Genomic DNA, 22502 nt, shown 5'->3' with positions numbered 1-22502 from the left:
CGCGAGCAATTGTCCTGAGACTTTGAAAGAGCCTGGTATTCCCAGGCTCTTTTATTTTACTAGTATATCGAACTATACAGATACCAATAAGCGTTAAATCCCTAAAAAAAACGCCCATTTTAGGAGATGATAGTCAGGGCTTCTCGCTTAAATATCACTTAAAATTATAGCAATTTCGTTACAATACCCACCCAACCTTTCTTCATTAGATAAAAAAAAGAGCCTTCTTTTGACCAAAAACACATTATCATCAAATTCTTTTTAAAAATTTTAAAAAGAATTTTGAACTTAACACAAAGTGTGTTTATCTTTAACATACAATGCTTATGAGAATCTAAACATATTGATGATCTATAAGCAAGTTACTATGAAAAACCAAGGCGCGATGAAATGATTTTTATCAGCCATTATGAAACTTAGAGAAAACCAATAGTTATACTAATACAATTGAACTAAATTATGGGCGGCGAAATTTTGAGAATTTTGTATTACAGGCCGATGCAACCGATTGCAGATATTGCAAACTCTTTATCGAAAAGCATCCCCTCTGTCACCAAACAGATCAATGATCTTTTGACACGAAATGTTGTTGTCGAAAAAGGTTATGCAGCATCCACAGGTGGAAGAAAAGCTATACAATACATGCTTAATGAAAATTTACAGCAAAGTATTATTAGCGTGTCTATCGATCAATTCTATACATCCATATCTTCCTCAAATCTCAAGGCTGAAACAATTTCGTCGCAAAATAATATTCCAATCGACCTTAGAGATAAGAAGGCAACGGAGTCCATTCTGGAAGCATTGAACAATTTCATCATTTCCAACCAGATCAACATTACACAAGTAATCGGTATTGGAATAAGTATGCCTGGTTTTGTTGATTCGGAAACAGGTCTCAATGAATCGTACAATGAAGATTCACCCTTATATAACATTCGAAAACTATTTGAGCAAAAATTTAAGGTTCCGGCCATCATTGACAATGACTCACGTTGTATCGCCCTCGCGGAACGGAAATTTGGTGAAGCAAAAGATTCATCCCACTCGCTCGTGATCAATCTAAACTGGGGTGTAGGCTTAGGAATACTCATCAATGATGATATCTTCAAGGGAACATCAGGTTATGCCGGCGAATTCAGCCATATTCCACTTTCCGATACATTAACCTTATGCTCATGTGGCAAACGCGGCTGTCTTGAAGTCGAAGCTTCCATTAGTGCAGCCATTCGAAATACCGAGCGGGATATAAAGAATGGAGAATATTCCATTTATGATAAACTGGCCCATGAACACATCAATAAAATCGACGCATTAATTGAAGCCGTCCAAATCGGAGATCAGGTAGCAATCAACAACATTGGGAAAGTTGGCTATTTACTTGGCAAGGGAATTTCGACGTTAATACACATCCTCAATCCGGATAAAATAATCATCAGTGGCCGTGGTGCAGAAATTGGGGATATTCTGGCGCCTCATATTCAAGTGGCCATTAATGAATATAGCATTCCGAAGATTTCAAGGAAGACAACATTGGCAATTTCCACACTGCATAAAAGGGCACAACAAAAGGGGACAACTGCCTTAGTCATCGAAAAATATATTACTAACATAATTAACTAACGTTTTACACAAACACCTAAAACATGAGTCTATTTTACAAAAAAACTGCAGGATTGGCGCTATGTACACTTTTCAGTGCTACATCGCTCTACGCGCAGCAAAGCATTTCTGGAATAGTTTCAGATGCTAATGGACCAATTTCTGGCGCCACTGTCTCCGTAAAAGGAACCAGCAGGGGCACCCAAACTGGCGGCAATGGATCTTTCACAATCCAAGCTTCAACAGGTGAAACTTTGCGCATCTCCATGGTGGGCTACAAATCCCAAGAAGTTGTGGTTGGTTCCAACAAAACAATCAACGTAAGCTTAACCAGCGATCAATCCAACCTGGAAGAAGTTGTTGTTACTGCCATGGGTATCAAAAAAGCCCCGAGAGAGCTTGGTTATGCCATGAGTACGATTGATTCTAAAGAACTAACAAAAACCGGTTCACCAAACTTTGCGGGGGCATTATATGGTAAAGCACCGGGCGTACGCATCACAACTGCTCCAGGGGGAGCGACCTCAGGCGTAAATATCAATATTCGTGGTATTAACTCTATCACAGGAGGTTCACAACCATTAGTCATTATTGATGGGGTACCTATGCGCCAAAATAAATTTGATAACTCCAATTATTGGGGCGACCAACGTGCTCGTGGTAATGGCCTTGAGGATTTAAACCCTGAGGATATCGAAACAGTATCCATTTTAAAAGGCGCTTCAGCTGCTGCATTATATGGATCTGAAGCAATGAATGGTGTTGTCCTTATCACAACAAAATCAAATAAGGGGGGTACAGGCTTTTCAATTGATTTTAATGCAAACTATACGCATGATCAAATTGCATACCTACCCAAATTCCAAAATGTACGGGGGCCAGGCTATAGCTTAGCTTATGCAAATGGAGGACAGGCAGAAGATAAATTTTTCTATTATGGTGCTGATCGGGCTGTTGATGGAGTTACAAGAGGTGTTTTACCCGCAACGGTAAACTTCGGGCCTAAATTTGATGGACTACCAACGGTAACATGGGACGGTAAAGTGCGGCCTTATGAAGCTCAGAATGCTTATGGAAAGTTTTTCAACAATCCCAACAATACATCCCTTAATCTCGCGCTAGGCCACGCAACAGAAACGTCAAATGTTCGTTTCTCCCTTACGCGTCAAGATAATCAGATGACGTCGTTCGATTCGTATAACAAAAAGAACATTGTCAATTTTAACTCAACATTTAAATTGTGGAATAAACTGACAACCGATGTTGTCGTTAATTATATCAATCAGCATACGCATAACAGGCCATTTATGACGGATCGTTTGATTAACAATTTTACGGGGATGATTTCCACATTTGATAACCCAGACTGGTATGCAGATCGCTATCAAACAAGCCTAGGTTACAAATATGTAACTGGAACGAATCAAAGTCTTACCCCGGGTGAAAATCTAATACACAACGGATATAAAGTCGATGTATTAGATTATTATTGGAATACTCGAGCTAAAACAAGTGATGAATATTCAAACCGTTTAATTGGTTCATTTACCAATACTTATCAAATCACAGACGATTTATCTGTTCGCGCTAGATTCTCTGCTGACGTTACATCAGCACGATTTGAAGACCGCAGCCCTAATCGCTTCCCATTACTTTACGGTTTTGACACCGAGTCAGGATTTACGACAAAGAATCAAAATCAAAACATTTATTACACCGACCTTCTTGCCTCCTATAAAAAACAAATTAATAAGGACATTAAGTTAGGAGCTGCAGTAGGCTATACTGCGACAAAAAATCAGGACTTTTCGGTTAGTGGCTGGACTAACGGTGGATTATCTCAACGCAATTGGTATGATCTATCAGCCTCCGTTAATGATTCCAGAAGCTCACAAGCTAGGGTTTGGTCATTAAGAGATGCAACTTTTGGAACTTTAAATTTTAGTTTTAAAGACTATTGGTATGTAGAAGGGACATTACGTCGTGAGCTTATTTCACAGATGCACCCAGATAACAATGTTTTGTATTATCCATCGGTCAACTCAAGTTTAATCTTATCTGATGCGTTTAAACTTCCGGAAGTCTTCGATTATGCGAAATTAAGAGGCTCATGGGGAATTGTGGGAAATTATCCTAATATTTTCCAAAGCGCCTTGAGCTTCTCTCAAAAAACACTGGGCGATCAAGGAACAGGATCTGTGATTTATACACAGGTTCCAACCTCCGGCTTCGGAAATGAGCGCATTAAACCTGAGACCAAGCATGAGATCGAATTTGGTTTAGAAACTAGATTGTTAAAAGGCCGATTAGGATTTGACATTACTTATTACAATGGCCAGATCAAAGATCAGATCCTAGATTTCTCTTTACCAATGACGACAGGTGCTAGCTCCATTGTTGCAAACGTAGGTACATTACGTAACAAAGGATGGGAATTTGTTGTTAACGGTACACCAGTTCAAAGTGAAAACTTCAAGTGGAATACAACCGTTAACCTTGCGTTCAACAGAAACAAGGTCGAGCAATTAGCAGGCGGTGCGACCGAATTAGAGCACCGATTTATTGATGGTGATGCAGCTAAGATTATTTCGAGAGTTGGAGAACCATTGGGTGATATCTACGCTCGGCCGGTAAAAACAGATGATCAAGGACGAATGATTGTTGACGCAAATGGTTTATATCAATTGGATAACACAACGTACAAAAAAGTTGGTAATGCCATGCCTAAAGCAATTGGTGGGTTCATCAACTCCTTTAGTTACAAAAATTTCACTTTGGACGCTCTAATTGACTTCCGCTGGGGAGGACATATTATGCCTACCGGTATCAACTGGATGAAAAGTAGAGGCTTGCTAGAAGAAACCTTAGAGGGTATGGACGCTGAACATGGTGGATTGAGTTACTACTTGTCTGGAGGAAAAGGAATTGCTACTACTGGTTCCACTGGACCTAATGGAGAAACGGTTTATCATGATGGTATGTTATTGGACGGGGTTTTATTAGATGGTACTAAAAACGCGAATATCATCTCCCAAGCGACCTACTTCAATTCAACCTATAACTGGGGTGGCCCACAATATGGCGGAAACTCTCGTTATGAACTTTATGTAGAGAAAAACAACTATATCAAGATGCGTGAACTTTCGCTCGCTTATAGACTTCCGAAAGATTTCGCTCGCAAGTTAAAAGCGAAAAACATCAGTTTATCGGCCTTTGGAAGAAACTTGTTCTTCATCTACAGAACCGCCAAACACCTCGATCCTGAACAAATGACAGGTGGTTCACACTGGTCACAACAAATTACCAATGCTGGTTCAGGTCCAGCAACAAGAACTTATGGTTTAATGTTACGCGCAAGTTTCTAAAATTATGAAAATCAAAAAACACATCTTACTTGCTGGTCTATGTGCCGCGGGTATTACAGCAATAACCTCTTGTAGTAAATCATCTTTTGATGAGTTATACAGAGATCCAGGAAAAATAAGTGAAGTGTCAGCCGACAAACAGTTCGCAGGAATTACCTATTCCTACAGAGAACTGGTTGTCCCAAGTTACTGGAATTACTTTGTTATCCTCCGATCGACTGCTAATCGCTATGTTCAGGCTACGGGATGGGCAAACGAGAATAATCAATTAATACCGGGAGGTGCTTCTACCCAAGATCGGTGGAATACTTATTATGCAGGTCTTGCACAATACAGAGAATTTGAAAAAGTATACACAGCATTGCCAGAAGCAGAGCGAACTCAGCTACGCATATTTTACCTTGCAGCAAAGATTTTCTTTTATGATCAAACGCAACAGGTTGTTGATTTACATGGAGATATCCCTTGGTCGCAAGCAGGCATGTTGAGCACCAATGGTGGAAATTATCCGAGCTCGTATGCTAAATATGACACTGCAGAAGATATTTATAAAACGATGCTGGATGACCTAAAAGCCATTAGTACCGAGCTTAATACACTACCAGCACTAACTTCAGGTGTTTCCACGTCTTTTAAAACGCAAGATTTAATAAACAAAGGTGACATTACACTATGGAAAAAATACTGTAATTCCCTTCGCCTACGTATGTTGACTCGCGTAAGTGCTGCCTCTACTTTTACAGCAAGAGCAAACCAAGAGCTGGCCGACATTATTGGAAATCAATCAACTTATCCATTAACGCTCACCAATGCAGATAATATCGACATCAGTGTCTTCAATTCAGGATCAGATATCAATGCAAGAGGATTTAGAGATGGTTTAGAAAGTTGGAACGCCAATATTGCCGGGAAAGTAATGATTGACAACATGGTTTCAAAGGCAGACCCGAGATTACCATTTATTTTTGAACCTGGACAAGGTGCTAATGGAGCTTATATTGGGCTAGATCAGTCTCTAACGAGTGCAGAACAAACTGCTTTGATTTCCGGAACACCAGCTAATCCAAGTAAGATTGCCATCTATAATCGTTCTACTTACTCGAGAAATGAATATTTCCCGGGCTTATTGATCACGGCATCAGAAGTCAATTACTTACTTGCAGAATATTACAACAGGACCGGAAATAATGCTGCTGCAAAATCAGCTTTCGAACAAGGCATAAAACAATCCATTGCACTATTTCCTGCAATCAGGGCGTTAAGCAAAGACAACACAACTACTGCCGCAGCACAACCAACAGAAGATCAGATCAATACCTACATCTCAAATATTGGTTGGGGAACAAATAACGTTCAATTAATCGCCACTCAGAAATGGCTACACTTCAACGTTATTCAACCTTTACAATCCTGGGCGGAAGTAAGAAGATTAAATTACCCTGTATTTACTTTTAGAACAGAAGTATCTGATATTCAAAAAACTGTCCCTGCGAGATGGAATATCCCCGCAACAGAAGTGAATTTAAATGGCGCAAATTATGACGCTGTAAAAAGCAAAGATAAGCTTGACACCAAACTCTTCTGGGACGTAAATTAACGCATAAGCTATATCTATCTACAAGAAGGCCACCTAAGGTGGCCTTCTTTTTATCATTTTCACTATCTTTATCCATGCAAAAACTAAAAACCATTATATCCACCGCGCTGATTGCTTCAAGCGCAACATTAGCGTTTGGCCAAGCACATAACGTATCTAATGGCTATCAAAAACCGACAGATCCTCTAGTGATTGAAAATCTCGAACAATGGCAAGATATGAAGTTTGGCCTTTTCATGCACTGGGGTACCTATAGTCAATGGGGAATCGTTGAAAGCTGGAGTATCTGTCCTGAAGATGAAGGTTGGACCCAACGCAAACCCGAACATGGTAAAACCTATTTCGAATACCTCAAGAACTACGAAAATCTACAGACAACCTTTAATCCAACAGATTTTAATCCTCAAAAATGGGCCGATGCCGCTAAAGCTGCCGGCATGAAATATGTCGTCTTTACAACCAAACATCACGATGGATTTGCCATGTTCGATACCAAAGAATCGGATTATAAAATCACCTCTGCTAAAACGCCATTTTCGACAAATCCAAAGGCCAATGTAACCAAAGAAATCTTCAATACTTTTCGCAATGATGGCTTCAAAATTGGCGCCTATTTCTCCAAACCGGACTGGCACTCCGATTACTACTGGTGGTCCTACTTTCCGCCAAAAGACAGAAATGTAAATTATGACCCTAAAAAATATCCGGACCGCTGGCAAAAATTTAAAGACTTTACCTACAATCAGATCAACGAGCTGACTTCCGAATACGGCAAGGTTGATATCCTTTGGTTGGATGGAGGCCAGGTCCGCCCCTTAGAAACGGTTGACAAATCTGTCGACTGGCAACAGACAATCAAAATGGATCAAAATATTGACATGGACCGCATCGGTGGCATGGCAAGAAAAAATCAACCGGGTATTATCGTCGTTGACCGTACGGTACCTGGAAACTGGGAAAATTATGTCACTCCCGAACAAGCGATTCCTGAACATCCGTTGGATATTCCATGGGAAAGTTGCATCACCATGGGTAATTCATTCAGTTATGTGCCCAACGATCAATACAAGCCGACCAAAAAAATCGTAGAAACATTGGTGAAAATTATTTCTCGCGGCGGAAACTACTTATTGAACATAGCCCCTGGCCCTACAGGGGATTACGATCAGGCTGCATACGATCGCTTGAACGAGCTGGCAGCCTGGATGAAAATCAATCAAACTGCAGTGTTTGCAACACGTACCATTGCTCCTTATCACCAAGGTGACTATTACTACACCAGAAGCAAAGACAGTAAAGTGGTCAATGTATTCCATCTTTCTGAAGGTGACACTTACCAGCAGCCCAATGAATACGTCTTTCAAGTACCCGACAATTTTAACGTAAAAAAGATTGCTATTCTAGGTCATAAAGGTAAATTGGACTGGTCTCAACGTGGTAACCAAATTACCTTGAGAAGTCCTAGTACACGATTTAGCTATGCTACTGCAATTCAATTGCAAAGCAAATAATATAAAATTCCGTTGGATATAATCCAACGGAATTTTATCATTTAAAAAGATCATTGTTTCCCGATGACCGCCCGAACATTTCAACATACCCAAAGCTTCTGCTCGGGAATAAGAAAATAAGACATCAACAAACTATGGGTTTTTAGAACCTTAATTCCCAATGAAAAAAATCAACCTATTTCCACTATTTATCCTTCTTTTTGTAACTTTCTCATGTGCAACGTATCGACCTAAGATCCTGGTGTCAGAGCAAATTTTTAAAACAGGCCAAGTTCCATTCCAGCAATGCCATGCCTCCACGATTCAAGTCGTCGGAAAAGACAGTTTATTGGTAGCCTGGTTTGGTGGTACACATGAATCTAACCCCGATGTTGTCATATGGAGTTCACTGTATAGTCATGGACAGTGGCAACGTCCCGTACAGATTGCAGATGGCATCCTTGGTGACAACCGTTTTCCAACATGGAATCCTGTCTTCTATCAGTATCCGCACAGTGACACCCTATCTTTGTATTATAAAATAGGACCCAACCCCAGAGAATGGAAGGGCTATGTCAAACATTCGCTTGATAAAGGAACCAGCTGGTCAGCACCGCGGCAGTTGCCTGAAGGTATATTAGGACCTATCAAGAATAAACCGCTCACCTTGACAAACGGACTCCTGCTCTCCCCTTCCAGCACGGAATCCAAAACAGAAATCTGGAAAGCACACCTAGAAATCAGCCCCGATCATGGTCGCACCTGGTCCACCAGCGCAATACGTCCCGATACCAGCATACAGGTCATTCAGCCCAGTGTGATTCAACACGCGGATGGACGCATTCAGGTGCTTTGTCGAAGTAAAGAAAATAAGGTGATGGCCGCTTTTTCGACAGACCAAGGCCTTACCTGGGGGCCCTGGCAAGCGACAAACCTGCTCAATCCCAATTCAGCCACCGATGCCATCCGCCTAAAAAATGGTTTATTTATGATCGTCTTCAATCCGGCCATAGCAGGCAACGACTGGTGGGAAGGACGTACAAAACTGCATGTCGCCATATCAAAGGATGGCTTACATTGGAAAGATATCCTAACCCTGGAAGATGGAGTAAAGAACGATGAGTATTCTTATCCGACAATCATTCAGGATCCAAAGGGCCTCATCCATATCACCTATACCTGGAATAGGAAAAGTATCAAACATATTGTGCTCAAATAAAAAAAATAGGGCTGTCCAAAATTAGGCAGCCCTATAGTATTGTTTGTGGTTTAGGATTAATAATCTCTTGTTAATTCCATTTCGCCCTTCAGTCGGATATCATCCGAAGATGCTCCAACCAAGAATTTAAACTTTCCTTTTTCTGTCTTCCATGCCTTGCTTGCACTCCATAATTTGAGGTCCTCTTTGGTCAATTGAAAAGAATAGCGTTCCGTCTTTCCAGCTGCAATCTTTTTGCGTTCAAATCGCTTCAATTGCATGACCGGTGTCACGACCGAACTTACTTCATCCACAACATACAACTGTGCGACTTCATCGCCAGCCAATTTACCGTTATTGGCGATATCGAATGACACTGTACAAGCGAAATCATGTTCGGCCTCCTTCAAAGAAATTTGTAAATTGGAGTAATCGAAGCTACTATAACTCAACCCATAGCCAAAAGCATACAATGGCTTAGCCGACATTTCCACGTAGTCGTGATGTTTGGGTTTTGTATGGTTGTAATGTACCGGAAGCTGGCCGACCGAACGAGGTACCGAAATCGGTAATCTTCCCGCCGGATTGTAGTCACCGAACAATACATCAGCAATAGCCAAGCCTCCCTCCTGTCCAGGGTACCATGCATTCACAATTGCTGGTACATTGTCAGCAGCCCAATTTAAGTTCAATGGTCTTCCCATAATCGTAACAAGTACAAGGGGTTTTCCTGTAGCTTGTATCGCTTTCAGCAACTTGATCTGATCGCCCATCATATCCAGGGAAACGCGGTCAAATCCTTCTCCACTCTCCATATCACTTACCGTATTGGGATCAACATTGGCCGCCCCTGTTGCTTGATACGACGTTTTAAAATCACGTGCGCTCGAACCTCCGAGTACTAAAACCACTGCATCGGCCTGCTTTGCCGCTGCAACAGCAGCAGCAATATCTGAATTGCTGGTATCACGGATCGCACAACCTTTCACATAATCGACCTTGGCACTGTTACCAACTGCCGCTCGGATCCCGGTCAGCAGGGTCTGCACTTTACCGTCGGCCTGTGGAGCAGTGTAATCGCCAAGCTGGTTATAAGCATTATCGGCATTGGGGCCAATAACGGCTATTCGTTTCAACGATTTACTTAAGGGTAAAATGTGCTGATCGTTTTTAAGCAAAACAATCGACTCGCGGGCCACTTGTCTTGCCACTGTTTTATTTTGTGTCGTAGCGACTTTTTGGGCTACCAACTTTTCATCAACATAAGGATGATCAAAAAGACCAAGATTGAATTTCATTCGCAGTACACGGGCCACTGCTGTATCGAGAACAGCAGGTTCAATGAGCCTCTGTTGGACAGCCTTAAGCAGATTTGAACCATAACCCGTCCCGCTTAGATCAACATCCAATCCGGCATGTATACTTTGTGAAGCCGCTTCTTCTGCAGTCGCTGCTGTTGCATGCCCGCCATTGAGCCCTGATATACTCAGTAGATCCGATACGACAAACCCCTTAAATCCCCAGTCTTTCCGTAAGATATCATTCAACAGCCAGGAATTGGCTGAACAAGGAATTCCATCAATGCTATTATATGCCGTCATAACCGACCCAGCTCCTGATTTCACAGCACGCTCAAAAGGCGGGAGAAAATACTGTCTCAAGCTTCGCTCGCCAAACGATACAGACTCACCATTGTGACCGCCATCTGGAGCCGCATAGGCAACAAAATGCTTTAAAGTACCTATTATTTTATCCTGCTCACCTAACTTTTCCCCTTGAAAACCACGGATCATTGCACTTCCCATTTGTCCAATAAGATAGGGATCCTCCCCATAGGTCTCTTCAGTACGCGACCAACGTGGATCTCGTGCTAAATCCAATACGGGGCCATAGCCATTTTTACCGCCAACAGCATAAGTCTCCATGGCGATTGTTGATGCCATGTCCTGAATCAACCGCGGGTTCCATGTACTCGCCTGTCCGATCGCGGTAGGGAACACTGTTGCACCAATAGCCATATGTCCATGTGGCGCCTCTTCAGACAATAACAATGGAATTCCAAGGCGCGTGCTATCCACCATATAACGTTGGATCGCATTGGTAGCGCGCGCAGCTTCTACAGGGCTCAAACCATTCAGCAAGGTTTTTTGTGTCCAGGGATCGGCACGTAAGGTTGCCCATAATAATCCGATATGCTGTTCTTTTACCGCCTTTCGCAATTTATTGCTGATTGTAACCTGCTTTCCGTTCTTGCTATACATGTCCCAGCCCAGCAATTTGCTCAATTGCCCGACTTTCTCTTCCACAGTCATTCTTCCCAATAGATCACTTACCCTTTTTTCAATAGGTAAGGCACTATTCTTATAGGGCAATTGCTGGGCTTGAAGTTGTGGGCAGAGCAATGTCGTCATTGCCGCCATCAGTAATATACGGACTTTCATAAGTAGATTATTATTTATCTAGTTTTAATCATTAATTGGACACGGTATTATTACTTCACTGCACCTATGCAACCGGTTTCCAAAGCACTAAATTAACGATTTAGCCTAAATAATCAAGTTAAATTTTGATTCCTAATTCTTTTAACCATCTATATTTCGCAGCATCGGTTTAAATTACATGTACGTAAAACAGTAAGATCAACGGTCTGATTTAGATTAACTACTCAACTGAAGGAAAACAAATTGCAAAAAACACAAGGTTCGCTCTAGCACATTGCGAGATCGGCATGACATCAGGGAGCAAGGAAAATTGATCCAATCAGTAGAATGGGATTTTATCCATATATAACTAAAAAAAGAAAGACGGCAAGCCGTCTTTCTTTTGAGTATTAAAGGAAATATACTACTTATTTTTTTGCAGCCACCCGCTTACCTTGAAAATAGTATTCAATTGGAGCTGCGTATGCTAGCGGATTATCATTGCGCGAAATCAATATGAGCTGATCAGCATCAATCTGTACCTCATAACTTTGGTAAGGGCTACTGTCGGCAAACTTGATACTTTTCTTCTCTTTATCATAGATAAAAGCGCGATGCTGTTGTTCAGCAAAAATCAAACTTTCAAATGTTAGCTTATCATCCCCACATAGTTCCTTACCACGATTGACAGTGAACTTATTCGCTGATTCAGCAAATGTGAACGTATACACATTATCCTTTTCACAATCTTTCAGTTTATACTTATGCTGCTCATTTGTCGTACCTTTCACAGACACGATAGGGCTCCATTCAAAACTTTCCAGCTGTTTTTGAACATCCATAGGTACAGTCACTTCATTTTCCTTACTGCAGCTCGTCAGTAAAAAGAGGATAGCAAAACTTCCCGTAAATAATTTATTCATTGCGGTTTCCATTAGTTATAGCTGTATGACGATCATCCTACCAATATCGCTACAATAAATTAATTATTATTAACTAAACAGATAAAAATAGACTAAGAGCCGGAAAGCACTTCGCGCCACAAGTTCGGATGATCTGTTTGAATAAGACGTACAAAAGGATATTTCTCCAAAAAAGATCGATAAGCTTCCTTTCCTTCCTGTTCTGCTTTGTCGTCATATTCCCCCAAACTATTCATCCAAAAATAAATACCCTGTTTGCGCAATGCATTAAGTTTTTCGGTATCAGTAAATGATTCATCAAGATGGACAATTGAGGTTAATTTCATCTTTAGTATGGCCTCAAGATCCTTCATACTACGTGCCCTCGGAAAAAGTGTTATCGTTGGATTGAATTTGTAAATCTTGGGCATGTCTTTGTAATCGTAAAGAAAAAACAGCACTTGGTCTTCCATTCCCTCCTGTTCAACAAGTTCATAGGTTTTCTTAATAAACTCTTTGCGATCTTCTTTAAAATCGAGGTCAACAATAATTTTTCCCTTTGCAACGCGCAAAGCTTCCGATAGGGTTGGTATAACATGATCCGAGGCTTCACCATTTGCCTTTTTGCGTAAGTGGAGCTGTTGAAGCTCGGCATAGGTCTGTTTGGCAAGCTCTCCTTGCCCGGTTGTCGTGCGATTGACTGTTTTATCGTGCATCAGCACAAGCACACCATCTTTGGTTGCCCTTACATCCACCTCTACCACGGAAGCCCCCTGCCGAATAGCCTCTTCGATAGCGGCAATCGAGTTTTCCGGTTGCTCCAGATGAGCTCCCCGGTGGGCAGCTATGTGTAAACTCTGTTGATCTAACTTGGTTATTAAATCTTTCGACTGAGCATATAAATGGCTTGTAGAACTTACTATCATACTCAACAAGATAGTAGAAAATATAATATTTTTCATTGCTGTATAGCTATTATTTTAAGCAATCTCTTTTTGTTATGCGTTAGAAACCGGCGATCTCGCTGCAGTTACATCTTAATCGCGTCATGGATTGAATCCTGCACCTATATTGACGGAAAGTAATCCGGTTTGAATGGATCACCTTCCGTCTATGTCGTTCTACTTTTTCGACAACTCGAATGAATCAAACAACTGCCCATTCAACTTGTAGCTTGAAAAATACAGTTTATCAGCGGTCAGTTTGATCACCTGATACAATTGCGTCTGTGAGGTTGCAACTTCCATCCAGCGCTCAGAATCTGATTCATACATCTTAGGCCCCGCTACAGACAGGAGATAGACAGGTCGCTTTTTACCCAGCCCGCCACGAGCATAGGTATGATCGTGCCCCTGAAGGACCAAATCGACACCATATTTCTCGAAAATAGGTTTGAAACGTTCTCTCAAGATGGTATTGTCACGATTTTTTGCCGTGGAGTATACGGGATGGTGCATGACAACAATGTTCCATTTTTTTGTTGACGATGCCAGTACTTTTTCAAGCCATTTTTCCTGCGTTGCTGCTGCAGTCGAATCCAGCATAATCAATTGCGAATTTAGAGAGATCATACGAAGGTCCTGATAATCGAGGTAATAAACAGCATCCTGCATTCCCTCAGGTCCATTCTTCGGCAAGTTGAATTGTACTTTCCAATGCGGATCCAAGACAAGTTTCCCCAACGAATCGCGACGGTACTCGTGATTCCCGGGTGTTGGAACAGCAGGGATCATCTGATGAATAAATCCTGCGGCCTCATGCCATTCTGCCCATTCCTCATCCGCATTTGAACGATTGATCAGATCGCCCGCGTGAACAATAAAACGAGCATTTGCTTCCTGCTGGAAAGCACGACGAATGGCACGTGCCCAACGTGAACGTAGGTCGTTCTGCGCATCGCCCAAATAGATAAATGAAAACGCGCCTGAACGCTCCGCAGTTCTGAATTGGTTCCAGGCACTCCAATTGCTGCCATCTCCAACGCGATAGGCATAAACTGTACCGGGTTTCAGGTCACGGAAGGTTACCTGTCCATAAGCATCCTCTTGCTGTCCTCGCTCGAGAGATAGCGCTGTTCCATTTATTGTAGTTGCATTTTTCTCAAGTTCCGGATTGCTCTGTTCTTCGGTAATCTGACCAATGATTTTAGTCCTATCCGCATTGATCCGCCAAGAAACAGACTGTGTATTGCTGGGATTATCGGACCAGGTCAACGTAACCCGATCAGGTTGTTTGGCGTTATTATCCGTCTGGCTTTTCCCTTCCAATAAAGTGCAGCATAGTACTACAGCTAGAAGAATATGTTTGATTTTCATGGTGATATTGTTTTATGAATCGATTTGATTGTTATGTTTAATAACTTTTAATTGATGATTACGAATTACCAGGGCTTGTTTGTCCCTTGCAATAACCAAGGTTTTGACCAAGCACTATTTTCATTATCCGCTTGTGAATAAGCGGTCTTTTCAATACGTTTCAAGGCCTCTTCAGCATTTTTCTGATTCACACTCATTTCGGTTTGCATATAAGGTACGCGAACAGGAAGCTGTGTTCGAATGGCTGCGGGGCCGGCCTTTAAAGCGGGGTACCCTGTGCGACGGTAATCAAACCAGGACTGTGCGGCAGTTGTCCAACTGGCGATCCATTTTTGTTCGATAATCTGCACTTGGGTATTTTCAAACGTCACACCTTTCTGACGGATATAATTGGAATAGTCTGCCGCCTTTCCCCAGCTTGCCAGCGACTCCTGTATAGCACGCTCATAATAGGTCTTCGCTGACTCAGGCATCCCCCATCCTTTCCAAGCCGCTTCAGCTAAAATAAAATTAACTTCGGCAGCAGAAAGCAATCGTGCTTTTAATAAACTTCCCTTCGCCGAACGATAGCTATCATTCAGGTAAGAAACATGCGGGTTGATTGAGGTCTGCCCTGGTGTTGGGTTGAGATTGTAGGCTGAAGGATTTTTAGAAACACTTGGCGGCAGTCCAACATACTCCTTATCGGTATCCACCGGAATACCTTTGACAACATCCGGTGATACAATCCGGACACCATTGACGATCTTATCTGTACCTGCAGGTTCAGTATTACGGATTTCAATAGGGATCTCTATCTTTTTCGCCCAAACCGCTAGACGAGGGTCGCCCAGTTCTTGCAGCCGTTCAACTAATGTTGCACACATTTTCATGCGTCTAAAATTACTTCCACTGGCATCATAAGCGGTATTTGACGGCCAGGAGTCATTTGCATTATTACCAACAAAATCCATCAACACATCATCGTTTGCACTTGTAATAAGTGGAAATTTATCGGGGTTGGCAACAATACTTTCAATCCCCTGTTTGGCAAAGTCCGCAGACTTTGCTGAAATTCGCATATAATACCGTAAGGCCAACGAATTGGCAAAACGGCGCCATTTTGAAGCTTTTCCGCCAAAGTAAACATCCGCATTAGCCAGTACCTCATAGGAACCATCGGGACGGGATAGAAGGTCGTTCGCTTGTTTCAACTCGTCGATAATTCCCTTATAGATTATTTCCTGGCTATCGTATTTCGGAAAATTATATACAGCATCTCCCAGTTCCGCTTTTAAGGCATCGGTATAAGGTGCGTCCCCCCAGAGATCGGTCACCAAACCAAATAAGTAAGCGCGCATCACCAGCGAAACTCCTTTATGGAAATCTAGCCTCAATTTCTCCGCGCGTTTACGCATAAGTTCATTGTCACGTAAAAAGCCATAATAAGCTTCCCAGCTCAAAATTCCTCCAGTCCACTCGTAATCATTATGTGAATTGAACCAAGCATCAAACTGCGTGTGCTGCATGACTCCGCCAAGATCTGAGAAACTCAACTCATTGTATTTTTTTGCTGCTCCTGTCAATATTGTCGGTAACAACAGATTGGGATTGGCATCTTCCTCACTTACACCGTTTGGATTGATATTAAGTTCAGTCAGATCTTTACAAGCTGAAATATTCCATACTATACCAAGACCTACTACAGCCATGGTGAATCTCTTCAACTGATTTTTCATTTATGTTGTATATTTAAAATGTCACATTTACTTTAAATCCAATAGGCATTGACCAAGGGGTAACGTTATAGCGCTCAATCCCCTGTTTAAATCCAACACCAGTTTCTGGCTGGAAGGCCATTTCCGGATCTATACCTACTTTTGCTTTGGTCCATAAGATCAGGTTACGGGTATAAACGCCCACGCTACCATTTTCTATCCCAAGACGCTTCAGCCATTTTCCTGTTAAATCATAGCTAAAGGAAAGTTCCCGAAGCTTGATAAAAGATGCATCAAATGTTGCTGCATTCATAAAATCCCAGGGGTAATTGTCTGAATAAGCGATATATTTTGTTCCTTCACCACCCAGATTCTCCGTATAACCTATGATATTACCTTTATCATCATATTGTGCGATAACACCAGGATTAAACACGCCAAAATTGCCAACAAGACCACCCACACTGATCGGATAACCACCATACTCTTCGCCTGGTCCTCCAACAATGGGATAACGATTGCCCTGTACACGAACAAGATTGTTATCGACCAAATAATTGCGCAGCGTTTCACCTGTCATCCCATTGGGATTGATCATTTGGTCAAGAAAACGTTGCGTGGTTAGGTTCGATTCGAAATAGCGATAAGTCTGCGACATAAATTTCCCGCCAAAACGCATATCTGCGGCAATATTCATCGTCCATTTTTTATAGCGAAGGCTTGACTGTAGGCCCATCGTGAAATCGGGATTAAAATTTCCGATTTTGTTGCGACTATTATTGATCCGTACAGCCTGCCAAGAACCATTTTTATTGAGAATGGGAAAACCATAATACGGCGACGACTGATCCTCCACGGTCACTAACTTGGAATCGTACAGATCCCCGATCTCTTCCCCGACATAGGTACGTGCCCCACCCCGACCGTCGGTCCAAAAGGTATAGAATTCTACACCATCAGAAAGCTCATCGATACGTGTACGATTGCGATGCCAATTGACACCAACGTCCCAGGACCAATTTTCCCTGGCAATAGGTCGCCCGGAAACAGCAAGTTCAATACCTCGGCTGCTTAGCAGTCCGGCATTGATATTTTTCGAATTGAAACCGCTTGATCCCGGTAAGGTTGTTGAAATAATTTGATTTTTGTTCTCCAGCTTATAGTATGTTCCTTCAAACTTCAATCGATTATTCCACATACCCAGATCCAAGCCAAATTCGTAAGATGTGGCAATTTCGGGCTTCAGGTTAGGAACCAAGAGTGATCCTGAACGTGTTAGCCGCAATACATCACCCCAGCTACCTGGATTACTCAGTACATTGGAAAGATTATAAGGATAAGTATCATTTCCCACGCGCGCAATACCCGCTCTCAGCTTAGCCAAATTGATCGTTTTAGGCAAAGAAAATACCTGGTTGGCCAACACACTTAGAGATGCCGAAGGATAAAAATAGGATCGATTGTTTACAGGTAAGGTGCTGGACCAGTCATTACGACCAGTCACATCCAAATAAACCATATCCCGGTAACTTAGATTGATCAGTCCGTAAACACTGTTTATCGCTCTTTCAGAAATTGTGCTGTAGAAATCCAGGTTCAGTGGACTGATATTGGCCAATGTATAGAGCCCCGGCGTGATGAGTCCAGCGCCATTCTTTGATGTATTTTGCACGGTTTTACCACGATTATACCGCAAATTCCCACCCAATGATCCTGTGATCTGAAAGTCGGTGATCTTCTTTGTATATGCCGTCAGAAAGTCGATATTCTGTTCCATGTTCATCAGATTAACAATTCCATAAGCACCTCTAGGTTCGTTCGTATAACTATAAGGGATTTTTGTTTCCCTGTTTTCCCAATAGATATCCGTTGCGTACCGAATCATGGCCGTCCAATCTTTTTTGATGGTCCAATCTAACCGTAGATTTCCAAAGACACGGTCTCTTGTAAAAGCATTGTTCACCCCATAGGCAAGGAAGTACGGGTTATTGTGGTTGCCAATAGACTGTGAACGCTGTTGAATCTGCTCCTGCCCCGGCAGCCAATAATCCTGCAAATCCAGAATATTGATGTGAGGCGCAACTTCATAGGCCGCTTGCATCGGATTGGTTCCGCGATTTCCAGCAGGTCTATTGTTGGAGTTATTTCTACTGGCATCTAATGAGAGGCCCAATGTCAGGCTATTGCGCAGGCGCATGGTCGAATTGATATTCAAGGTGTTTCTAAACAGATCCGAATTGGGGATAATACCTTTATTGGCCATATTGGAATAAGAGAAACGATAGTCCAGTTTTTCGCTTCTGTTGCTCAGGGAAATCCCATTGGTGCTTGTCACTCCAGTCTGAACAAAGTTTTTGATATTATTGGGGTACGCTTTTAGTTCCGTAGGAATGGGTTTACCGTTCTCGTCAAGTGGACTATTCCATTGGACAGCTTTATAGCCCTTATCTAGCGCAGCGCCTACCATAACACTCGACTCCTCCTCAATAACTAAATTGCCGGGTAGGTCGCCTGGCCGCCATGGCAAGGTGCCACTGGCAAATTTGTTATGCAACTCAATAAATTTATAAGGAATATCAAATACTGTATTACTAGTCACAGCAATAGTCATCTTCTCCGCATTCTTACCACTTTTGGTTGTGATCAGCACCACACCATTACCCGCACGTGAGCCGTAAAGCGCCGCTGCACTTGGTCCCTTCAAGATGGAAATATTGTCAATATCTTCGGGGTTGATATTGGCAATTGCATTACCATAATCCACTTTGTTGTCGTCACCGATCTGACCAACATTATTTAAACTATTCATCAAGGGCACTCCATCCACGACAAATAGCGGCTGGTTGTCTGTACTTAACGATGATGCCCCACGAATCACCATATTCACGCTGGAACCAGTGGGTCCAGTAGAACTAATCGAAACCCCGGGTACTCTTCCGGCCATACCAACCAGAAAATTATCATTGTTGACCCGATTGATATCCTCACCCTTAATTTTACCGACAGCATAACCCAGTGAACGGTCTTGGCGTTTGATACCCAATGCGGTTACCACCACTTCATCCAATTCGTTCGCATCTTCATTTAATATCACCTGACGTATACCTGTCGTGTTGGCATCGAGCTTGAGATCCTTCAACTCTTTTTTTTCATAGCCAACATGGCTTATCAGTACATCGTATACGCCGGCAGCTAATCGAATAGTCACTTCACCTTTGGCATTCGAAAAGGCGCTCTGTCCAGTCAATGGAATATGCACAGAAGCTCCCCCAATAGGCTGTTTTGTGTGATCGACAAGCTGCAATTTCAAATCATAAGATTCTTGTCTACCCGTATTTTTCACAAGAACAATACCGCCTGAGACTCTTTTTGACTTGATGTTGGTTCCGTTCAGAATATAGGCAAGGACTTCTTCGAAGCTCGCATTCTGGAATTTCTTTTCGGCAATTAACACCCGATCTAATTGGAGCATACTCCGATCGTAGCCGATGGCTTGACCTGTTTGTTTTGACAACTGCAGTACCGCCTGCGCGGCGTTGCCACCAGACAAATGAATATTGATATTATCCCAATAAGCGCGATTGATCTTTTCCAATCCTCCAGCATGGCTATTGGTTACAGCACAAGAGACCATGGAGCAGAGCGCAAGCTTTGTCGCAAGGCCGGTAAGCTTAATTATTTTATACATATATTTGTATGAATGTTTTAAACATGAATATTCGGGTGCTCACTGGTCGATTTAGCGGTTTGCCAGATGAGCACTTTTCTTGAGCAGATAAATTATGCTGTTCTACCCCTACAGCTTTATTTGTATAAGATTATTCCATTTTTCTCCCTCCTAAATTTGATTTGATGAATATTGCAAATGATATTCAGCACTTGATCCAATGACTGTACATGCGGTATCATCAGTGAATAATTAAATGTATCAGTATTCAGATTGTCGGTATGCAGCATAACGCCGAAGCGATTATAGATTACTTCTTTTAGTTCCTTGAAGCCGATGTTATTCAATTGCATACCGCCTTGTGTCCAAAGATTGATATAAGCTGGATCCCTATCGAAAGTTTCAAAGTCATTATGAGCTACGCTATACCGTACGGCCTTACCTGCTGTAAGCATATGGTTCGCTCCATTTTTTGCATTTGCAACACGCACACGCCCCGTTTTAACTTCGACCGTCACCTGTTTAGTAGACATCGAATTGTTAACGTTGAAGGATGTTCCTAGGACTGCGACAGAAACGATGCCTGTTTCTATCTTAAATGGATGTAAGGTATCCCGTTTGACCCGAAAGAATGCCTCCCCTCGATCTAAAAAGAATCTTCTATTTGAAGCAAAATTTTTGCGATCGTAGCGAATACGCGTATTTCCATTTAAAAAAATGGATGTCCCATCAGGCAACTGAATTTCTTTCAGTTCGCCCGCATCCGTGACCGTTTCTGTCAATAATGCGATCGTTTCTGTCTGCTTTTGGGAAAGCGACATCGGGTTATGCTGAAAAAATAGCAGACTGATACCTCCTATAACCAGAATAGCCGCTGCAGCTGAAAGCCAAGAGAATTTTCTGACCGCTGTGGCTTGCATCTTCTTTTCCTTGACAGGTGCTTCAGCTATTCCTACACGAATAAATAATTCTTGTTTGATTTTTTCCCGATGATTTGCATCGATAAAGGGATTAATATCATCGTTTGAAATCGACTCGTACCAATTGTCAACATGACCTCTTTCCTCCTCGGTCGATTTTCCTCCGAGATAATCTGTTATGATAAGTTTAAAACGTTCTAAATTCACCTGCATTAATTTTTATACTAATACAGATCAAAGCGGGCAAAGTACTTTAATTAAATATGTTCTTTATATTAAATAACCATAAAGGAGAGCGCTGCCCGCAAGCAATAGAAATATAGAATCATGGTCGGCAAATCGTCTTGTCAATTCGTACCGCATGATCTTTTTGGCCTCTGACAGGTAGTTTTTAACGGTCTGTTCCGCCAGATTGAGTTCCTTGGCAATTTGTGTGATCGAATAATTGTCGGAACGCATGAGGTAGACTGCTTTCATCAATTTAGGTAATTTGTCGATCGAATCATCTACAATAGTCTCCAGCGCCTTATACCTAGCAAAAGCCTGACTATCCAAATTGGAAAAAGCCTCCATGCGTTCCATTGAATTTTCCAAGACCTGTTTTCGTACCCGCTCTGAGGCGTAGTAATTCAGTATTTTGTTTTTGAGGGCTTTGTGGAAATAGAATTTTATATCGGAGTATTCAGTACTCACGAGCGATCGTTTTTCCCAGATATGGATAAAAACTTCCTGCACAAGATCCTTTGCCTGATCCTCTTCCCGAAGGTGACGAAAAGCGACAGTGTATAGATCCTCCCAATACCGCTCAAAGAAATAGGCAAAAGCGGTGGGGTCACCTTCTTTAAAACGCAACACATGGTGGTTATCTACATTGGCTTCGGTAGTTTTCACCTCACAAAGATAGGTTCGTCAGATTATCAAAATGTTAATTTTTCGGGAAGCTTTTATTTGAATGCACTCTACTATATGAATAAACTGCGCCATTTGAATGAACTGCGCCATTTGAATGCAATCCGCTTCCTGTTTGTAAAAAACCATCCCAGGAATTGTTAATAAACATGTTAACTTTCTAGTTTAGAGCAGATATTTTGTTAAAAACATAGCGGATTTCCTATTTTTTCACGATTAAGCATTTAGGCCAAAAACAGCTCCACAAAAATGTTAATAACAATGTTAATAAACTTATAATCAACACACTTTATGTTAATAGCTACTTATAGAAAAAGCGTATAAAATTTCCTGTAATGATAGGCAACCTAACGTTGAATCAAGCATCTTAGTGGAGTGAAAAATAAAAAATCAAGTAATAAGCTAAGGGTAAATTGAATG

The 22502-nt window shown here is 41.9% G+C and carries 13 protein-coding genes; 5 read left to right on the top strand and 8 right to left on the bottom strand.

Going from position 1 to position 22502, the window contains the following annotated elements; translation table 11 throughout:
* The first annotated feature begins 459 nt into the window (after positions 1 to 459).
* From AAH582_RS03460 to AAH582_RS03440, 5 genes are all read left to right on the top strand, one after another.
* The gene (locus AAH582_RS03460; protein WP_046674150.1) at positions 460 to 1623 is read left to right on the top strand and encodes an ROK family protein; all 1164 of its coding nucleotides are present in this window, start codon (positions 460 to 462) and stop codon (positions 1621 to 1623) included.
* Positions 1624 to 1646: 23 nt separating this feature from the next.
* A complete protein-coding gene (locus AAH582_RS03455) occupies positions 1647 to 4967 on the top strand; it encodes a SusC/RagA family TonB-linked outer membrane protein (RefSeq protein ID WP_046674151.1) in 3321 nt (1106 codons plus the stop codon).
* Positions 4968 to 4971: 4 nt separating this feature from the next.
* A complete protein-coding gene (locus tag AAH582_RS03450) occupies positions 4972 to 6564 on the top strand; it encodes a SusD/RagB family nutrient-binding outer membrane lipoprotein (RefSeq protein ID WP_046674152.1) in 1593 nt (530 codons plus the stop codon).
* Positions 6565 to 6638: 74 nt separating this feature from the next.
* On the top strand, positions 6639 to 8075 hold the full coding sequence (locus AAH582_RS03445; protein WP_343321229.1) for an alpha-L-fucosidase: 1437 nt from the start codon (positions 6639 to 6641) through the stop codon (positions 8073 to 8075).
* Positions 8076 to 8235: 160 nt separating this feature from the next.
* The gene (locus AAH582_RS03440) at positions 8236 to 9273 is read left to right on the top strand and encodes a sialidase family protein (protein ID WP_343321228.1); all 1038 of its coding nucleotides are present in this window, start codon (positions 8236 to 8238) and stop codon (positions 9271 to 9273) included.
* 56 nt (positions 9274 to 9329) lie between these two features.
* Here AAH582_RS03440 and AAH582_RS03435 read toward each other — a convergent pair whose 3' ends face one another.
* From AAH582_RS03435 to AAH582_RS03400, 8 genes are all read right to left on the bottom strand, one after another.
* Positions 9330 to 11693 carry a glycoside hydrolase family 3 N-terminal domain-containing protein gene (locus AAH582_RS03435; protein WP_343321227.1) on the bottom strand — a complete coding sequence of 788 codons (2364 nt, stop codon included), beginning with the start codon at positions 11691 to 11693 and terminating at the stop codon, positions 9330 to 9332.
* Positions 11694 to 12100: 407 nt separating this feature from the next.
* Positions 12101 to 12595 (bottom strand): hypothetical protein, encoded by a 495-nt coding sequence (locus AAH582_RS03430; RefSeq protein ID WP_156167643.1) that lies wholly within the window; start codon positions 12593 to 12595, stop codon positions 12101 to 12103.
* 92 nt (positions 12596 to 12687) lie between these two features.
* Positions 12688 to 13536: a glycerophosphodiester phosphodiesterase family protein gene (locus AAH582_RS03425; RefSeq protein WP_084823169.1), complete on the bottom strand. Its 849-nt coding sequence runs from the start codon at positions 13534 to 13536 to the stop codon at positions 12688 to 12690.
* A gap of 159 nt (positions 13537 to 13695) precedes the next feature.
* Positions 13696 to 14889 (bottom strand): metallophosphoesterase family protein, encoded by a 1194-nt coding sequence (locus tag AAH582_RS03420; RefSeq protein ID WP_343321226.1) that lies wholly within the window; start codon positions 14887 to 14889, stop codon positions 13696 to 13698.
* A 65-nt stretch (positions 14890 to 14954) separates the two neighbouring features.
* Positions 14955 to 16607: a SusD/RagB family nutrient-binding outer membrane lipoprotein gene (locus AAH582_RS03415; protein ID WP_343321225.1), complete on the bottom strand. Its 1653-nt coding sequence runs from the start codon at positions 16605 to 16607 to the stop codon at positions 14955 to 14957.
* Positions 16608 to 16620: 13 nt separating this feature from the next.
* Complete coding sequence (locus AAH582_RS03410; protein WP_343321224.1) at positions 16621 to 20274, bottom strand: SusC/RagA family TonB-linked outer membrane protein; 3654 nt, start codon at positions 20272 to 20274, stop codon at positions 16621 to 16623.
* A gap of 116 nt (positions 20275 to 20390) precedes the next feature.
* On the bottom strand, positions 20391 to 21380 hold the full coding sequence (locus AAH582_RS03405; protein ID WP_343321223.1) for a FecR family protein: 990 nt from the start codon (positions 21378 to 21380) through the stop codon (positions 20391 to 20393).
* Positions 21381 to 21443: 63 nt separating this feature from the next.
* Positions 21444 to 22064 carry an RNA polymerase sigma factor gene (locus AAH582_RS03400; protein WP_343321222.1) on the bottom strand — a complete coding sequence of 207 codons (621 nt, stop codon included), beginning with the start codon at positions 22062 to 22064 and terminating at the stop codon, positions 21444 to 21446.
* Positions 22065 to 22502: the final 438 nt, after the last annotated feature.

The organism is Sphingobacterium multivorum, assembly GCF_039511225.1.
Classification (GTDB): Bacteria; Bacteroidota; Bacteroidia; order Sphingobacteriales; family Sphingobacteriaceae; genus Sphingobacterium.
This window is presented reverse-complemented; position numbering and strand designations above follow the sequence as displayed.

Excerpts from the sequence above, each read along its gene's own strand:
- AAH582_RS03460 (WP_046674150.1), top strand. The coding sequence starts at position 460 with ATGGGCGGCGAAATTTTGAGAATTTTGTATTACAGGCCGATGCAACCG.
- AAH582_RS03455 (WP_046674151.1), top strand. The coding sequence starts at position 1,647 with ATGAGTCTATTTTACAAAAAAACTGCAGGATTGGCGCTATGTACACTT.
- AAH582_RS03450 (WP_046674152.1), top strand. The coding sequence starts at position 4,972 with ATGAAAATCAAAAAACACATCTTACTTGCTGGTCTATGTGCCGCGGGT.
- AAH582_RS03445 (WP_343321229.1), top strand. The coding sequence starts at position 6,639 with ATGCAAAAACTAAAAACCATTATATCCACCGCGCTGATTGCTTCAAGC.
- AAH582_RS03440 (WP_343321228.1), top strand. The coding sequence starts at position 8,236 with ATGAAAAAAATCAACCTATTTCCACTATTTATCCTTCTTTTTGTAACT.
- AAH582_RS03435 (WP_343321227.1), bottom strand. The coding sequence starts at position 11,693 with ATGAAAGTCCGTATATTACTGATGGCGGCAATGACGACATTGCTCTGC.
- AAH582_RS03430 (WP_156167643.1), bottom strand. The coding sequence starts at position 12,595 with ATGAATAAATTATTTACGGGAAGTTTTGCTATCCTCTTTTTACTGACG.
- AAH582_RS03425 (WP_084823169.1), bottom strand. The coding sequence starts at position 13,536 with ATGAAAAATATTATATTTTCTACTATCTTGTTGAGTATGATAGTAAGT.
- AAH582_RS03420 (WP_343321226.1), bottom strand. The coding sequence starts at position 14,889 with ATGAAAATCAAACATATTCTTCTAGCTGTAGTACTATGCTGCACTTTA.
- AAH582_RS03415 (WP_343321225.1), bottom strand. The coding sequence starts at position 16,607 with ATGAAAAATCAGTTGAAGAGATTCACCATGGCTGTAGTAGGTCTTGGT.
- AAH582_RS03410 (WP_343321224.1), bottom strand. The coding sequence starts at position 20,274 with ATGTATAAAATAATTAAGCTTACCGGCCTTGCGACAAAGCTTGCGCTC.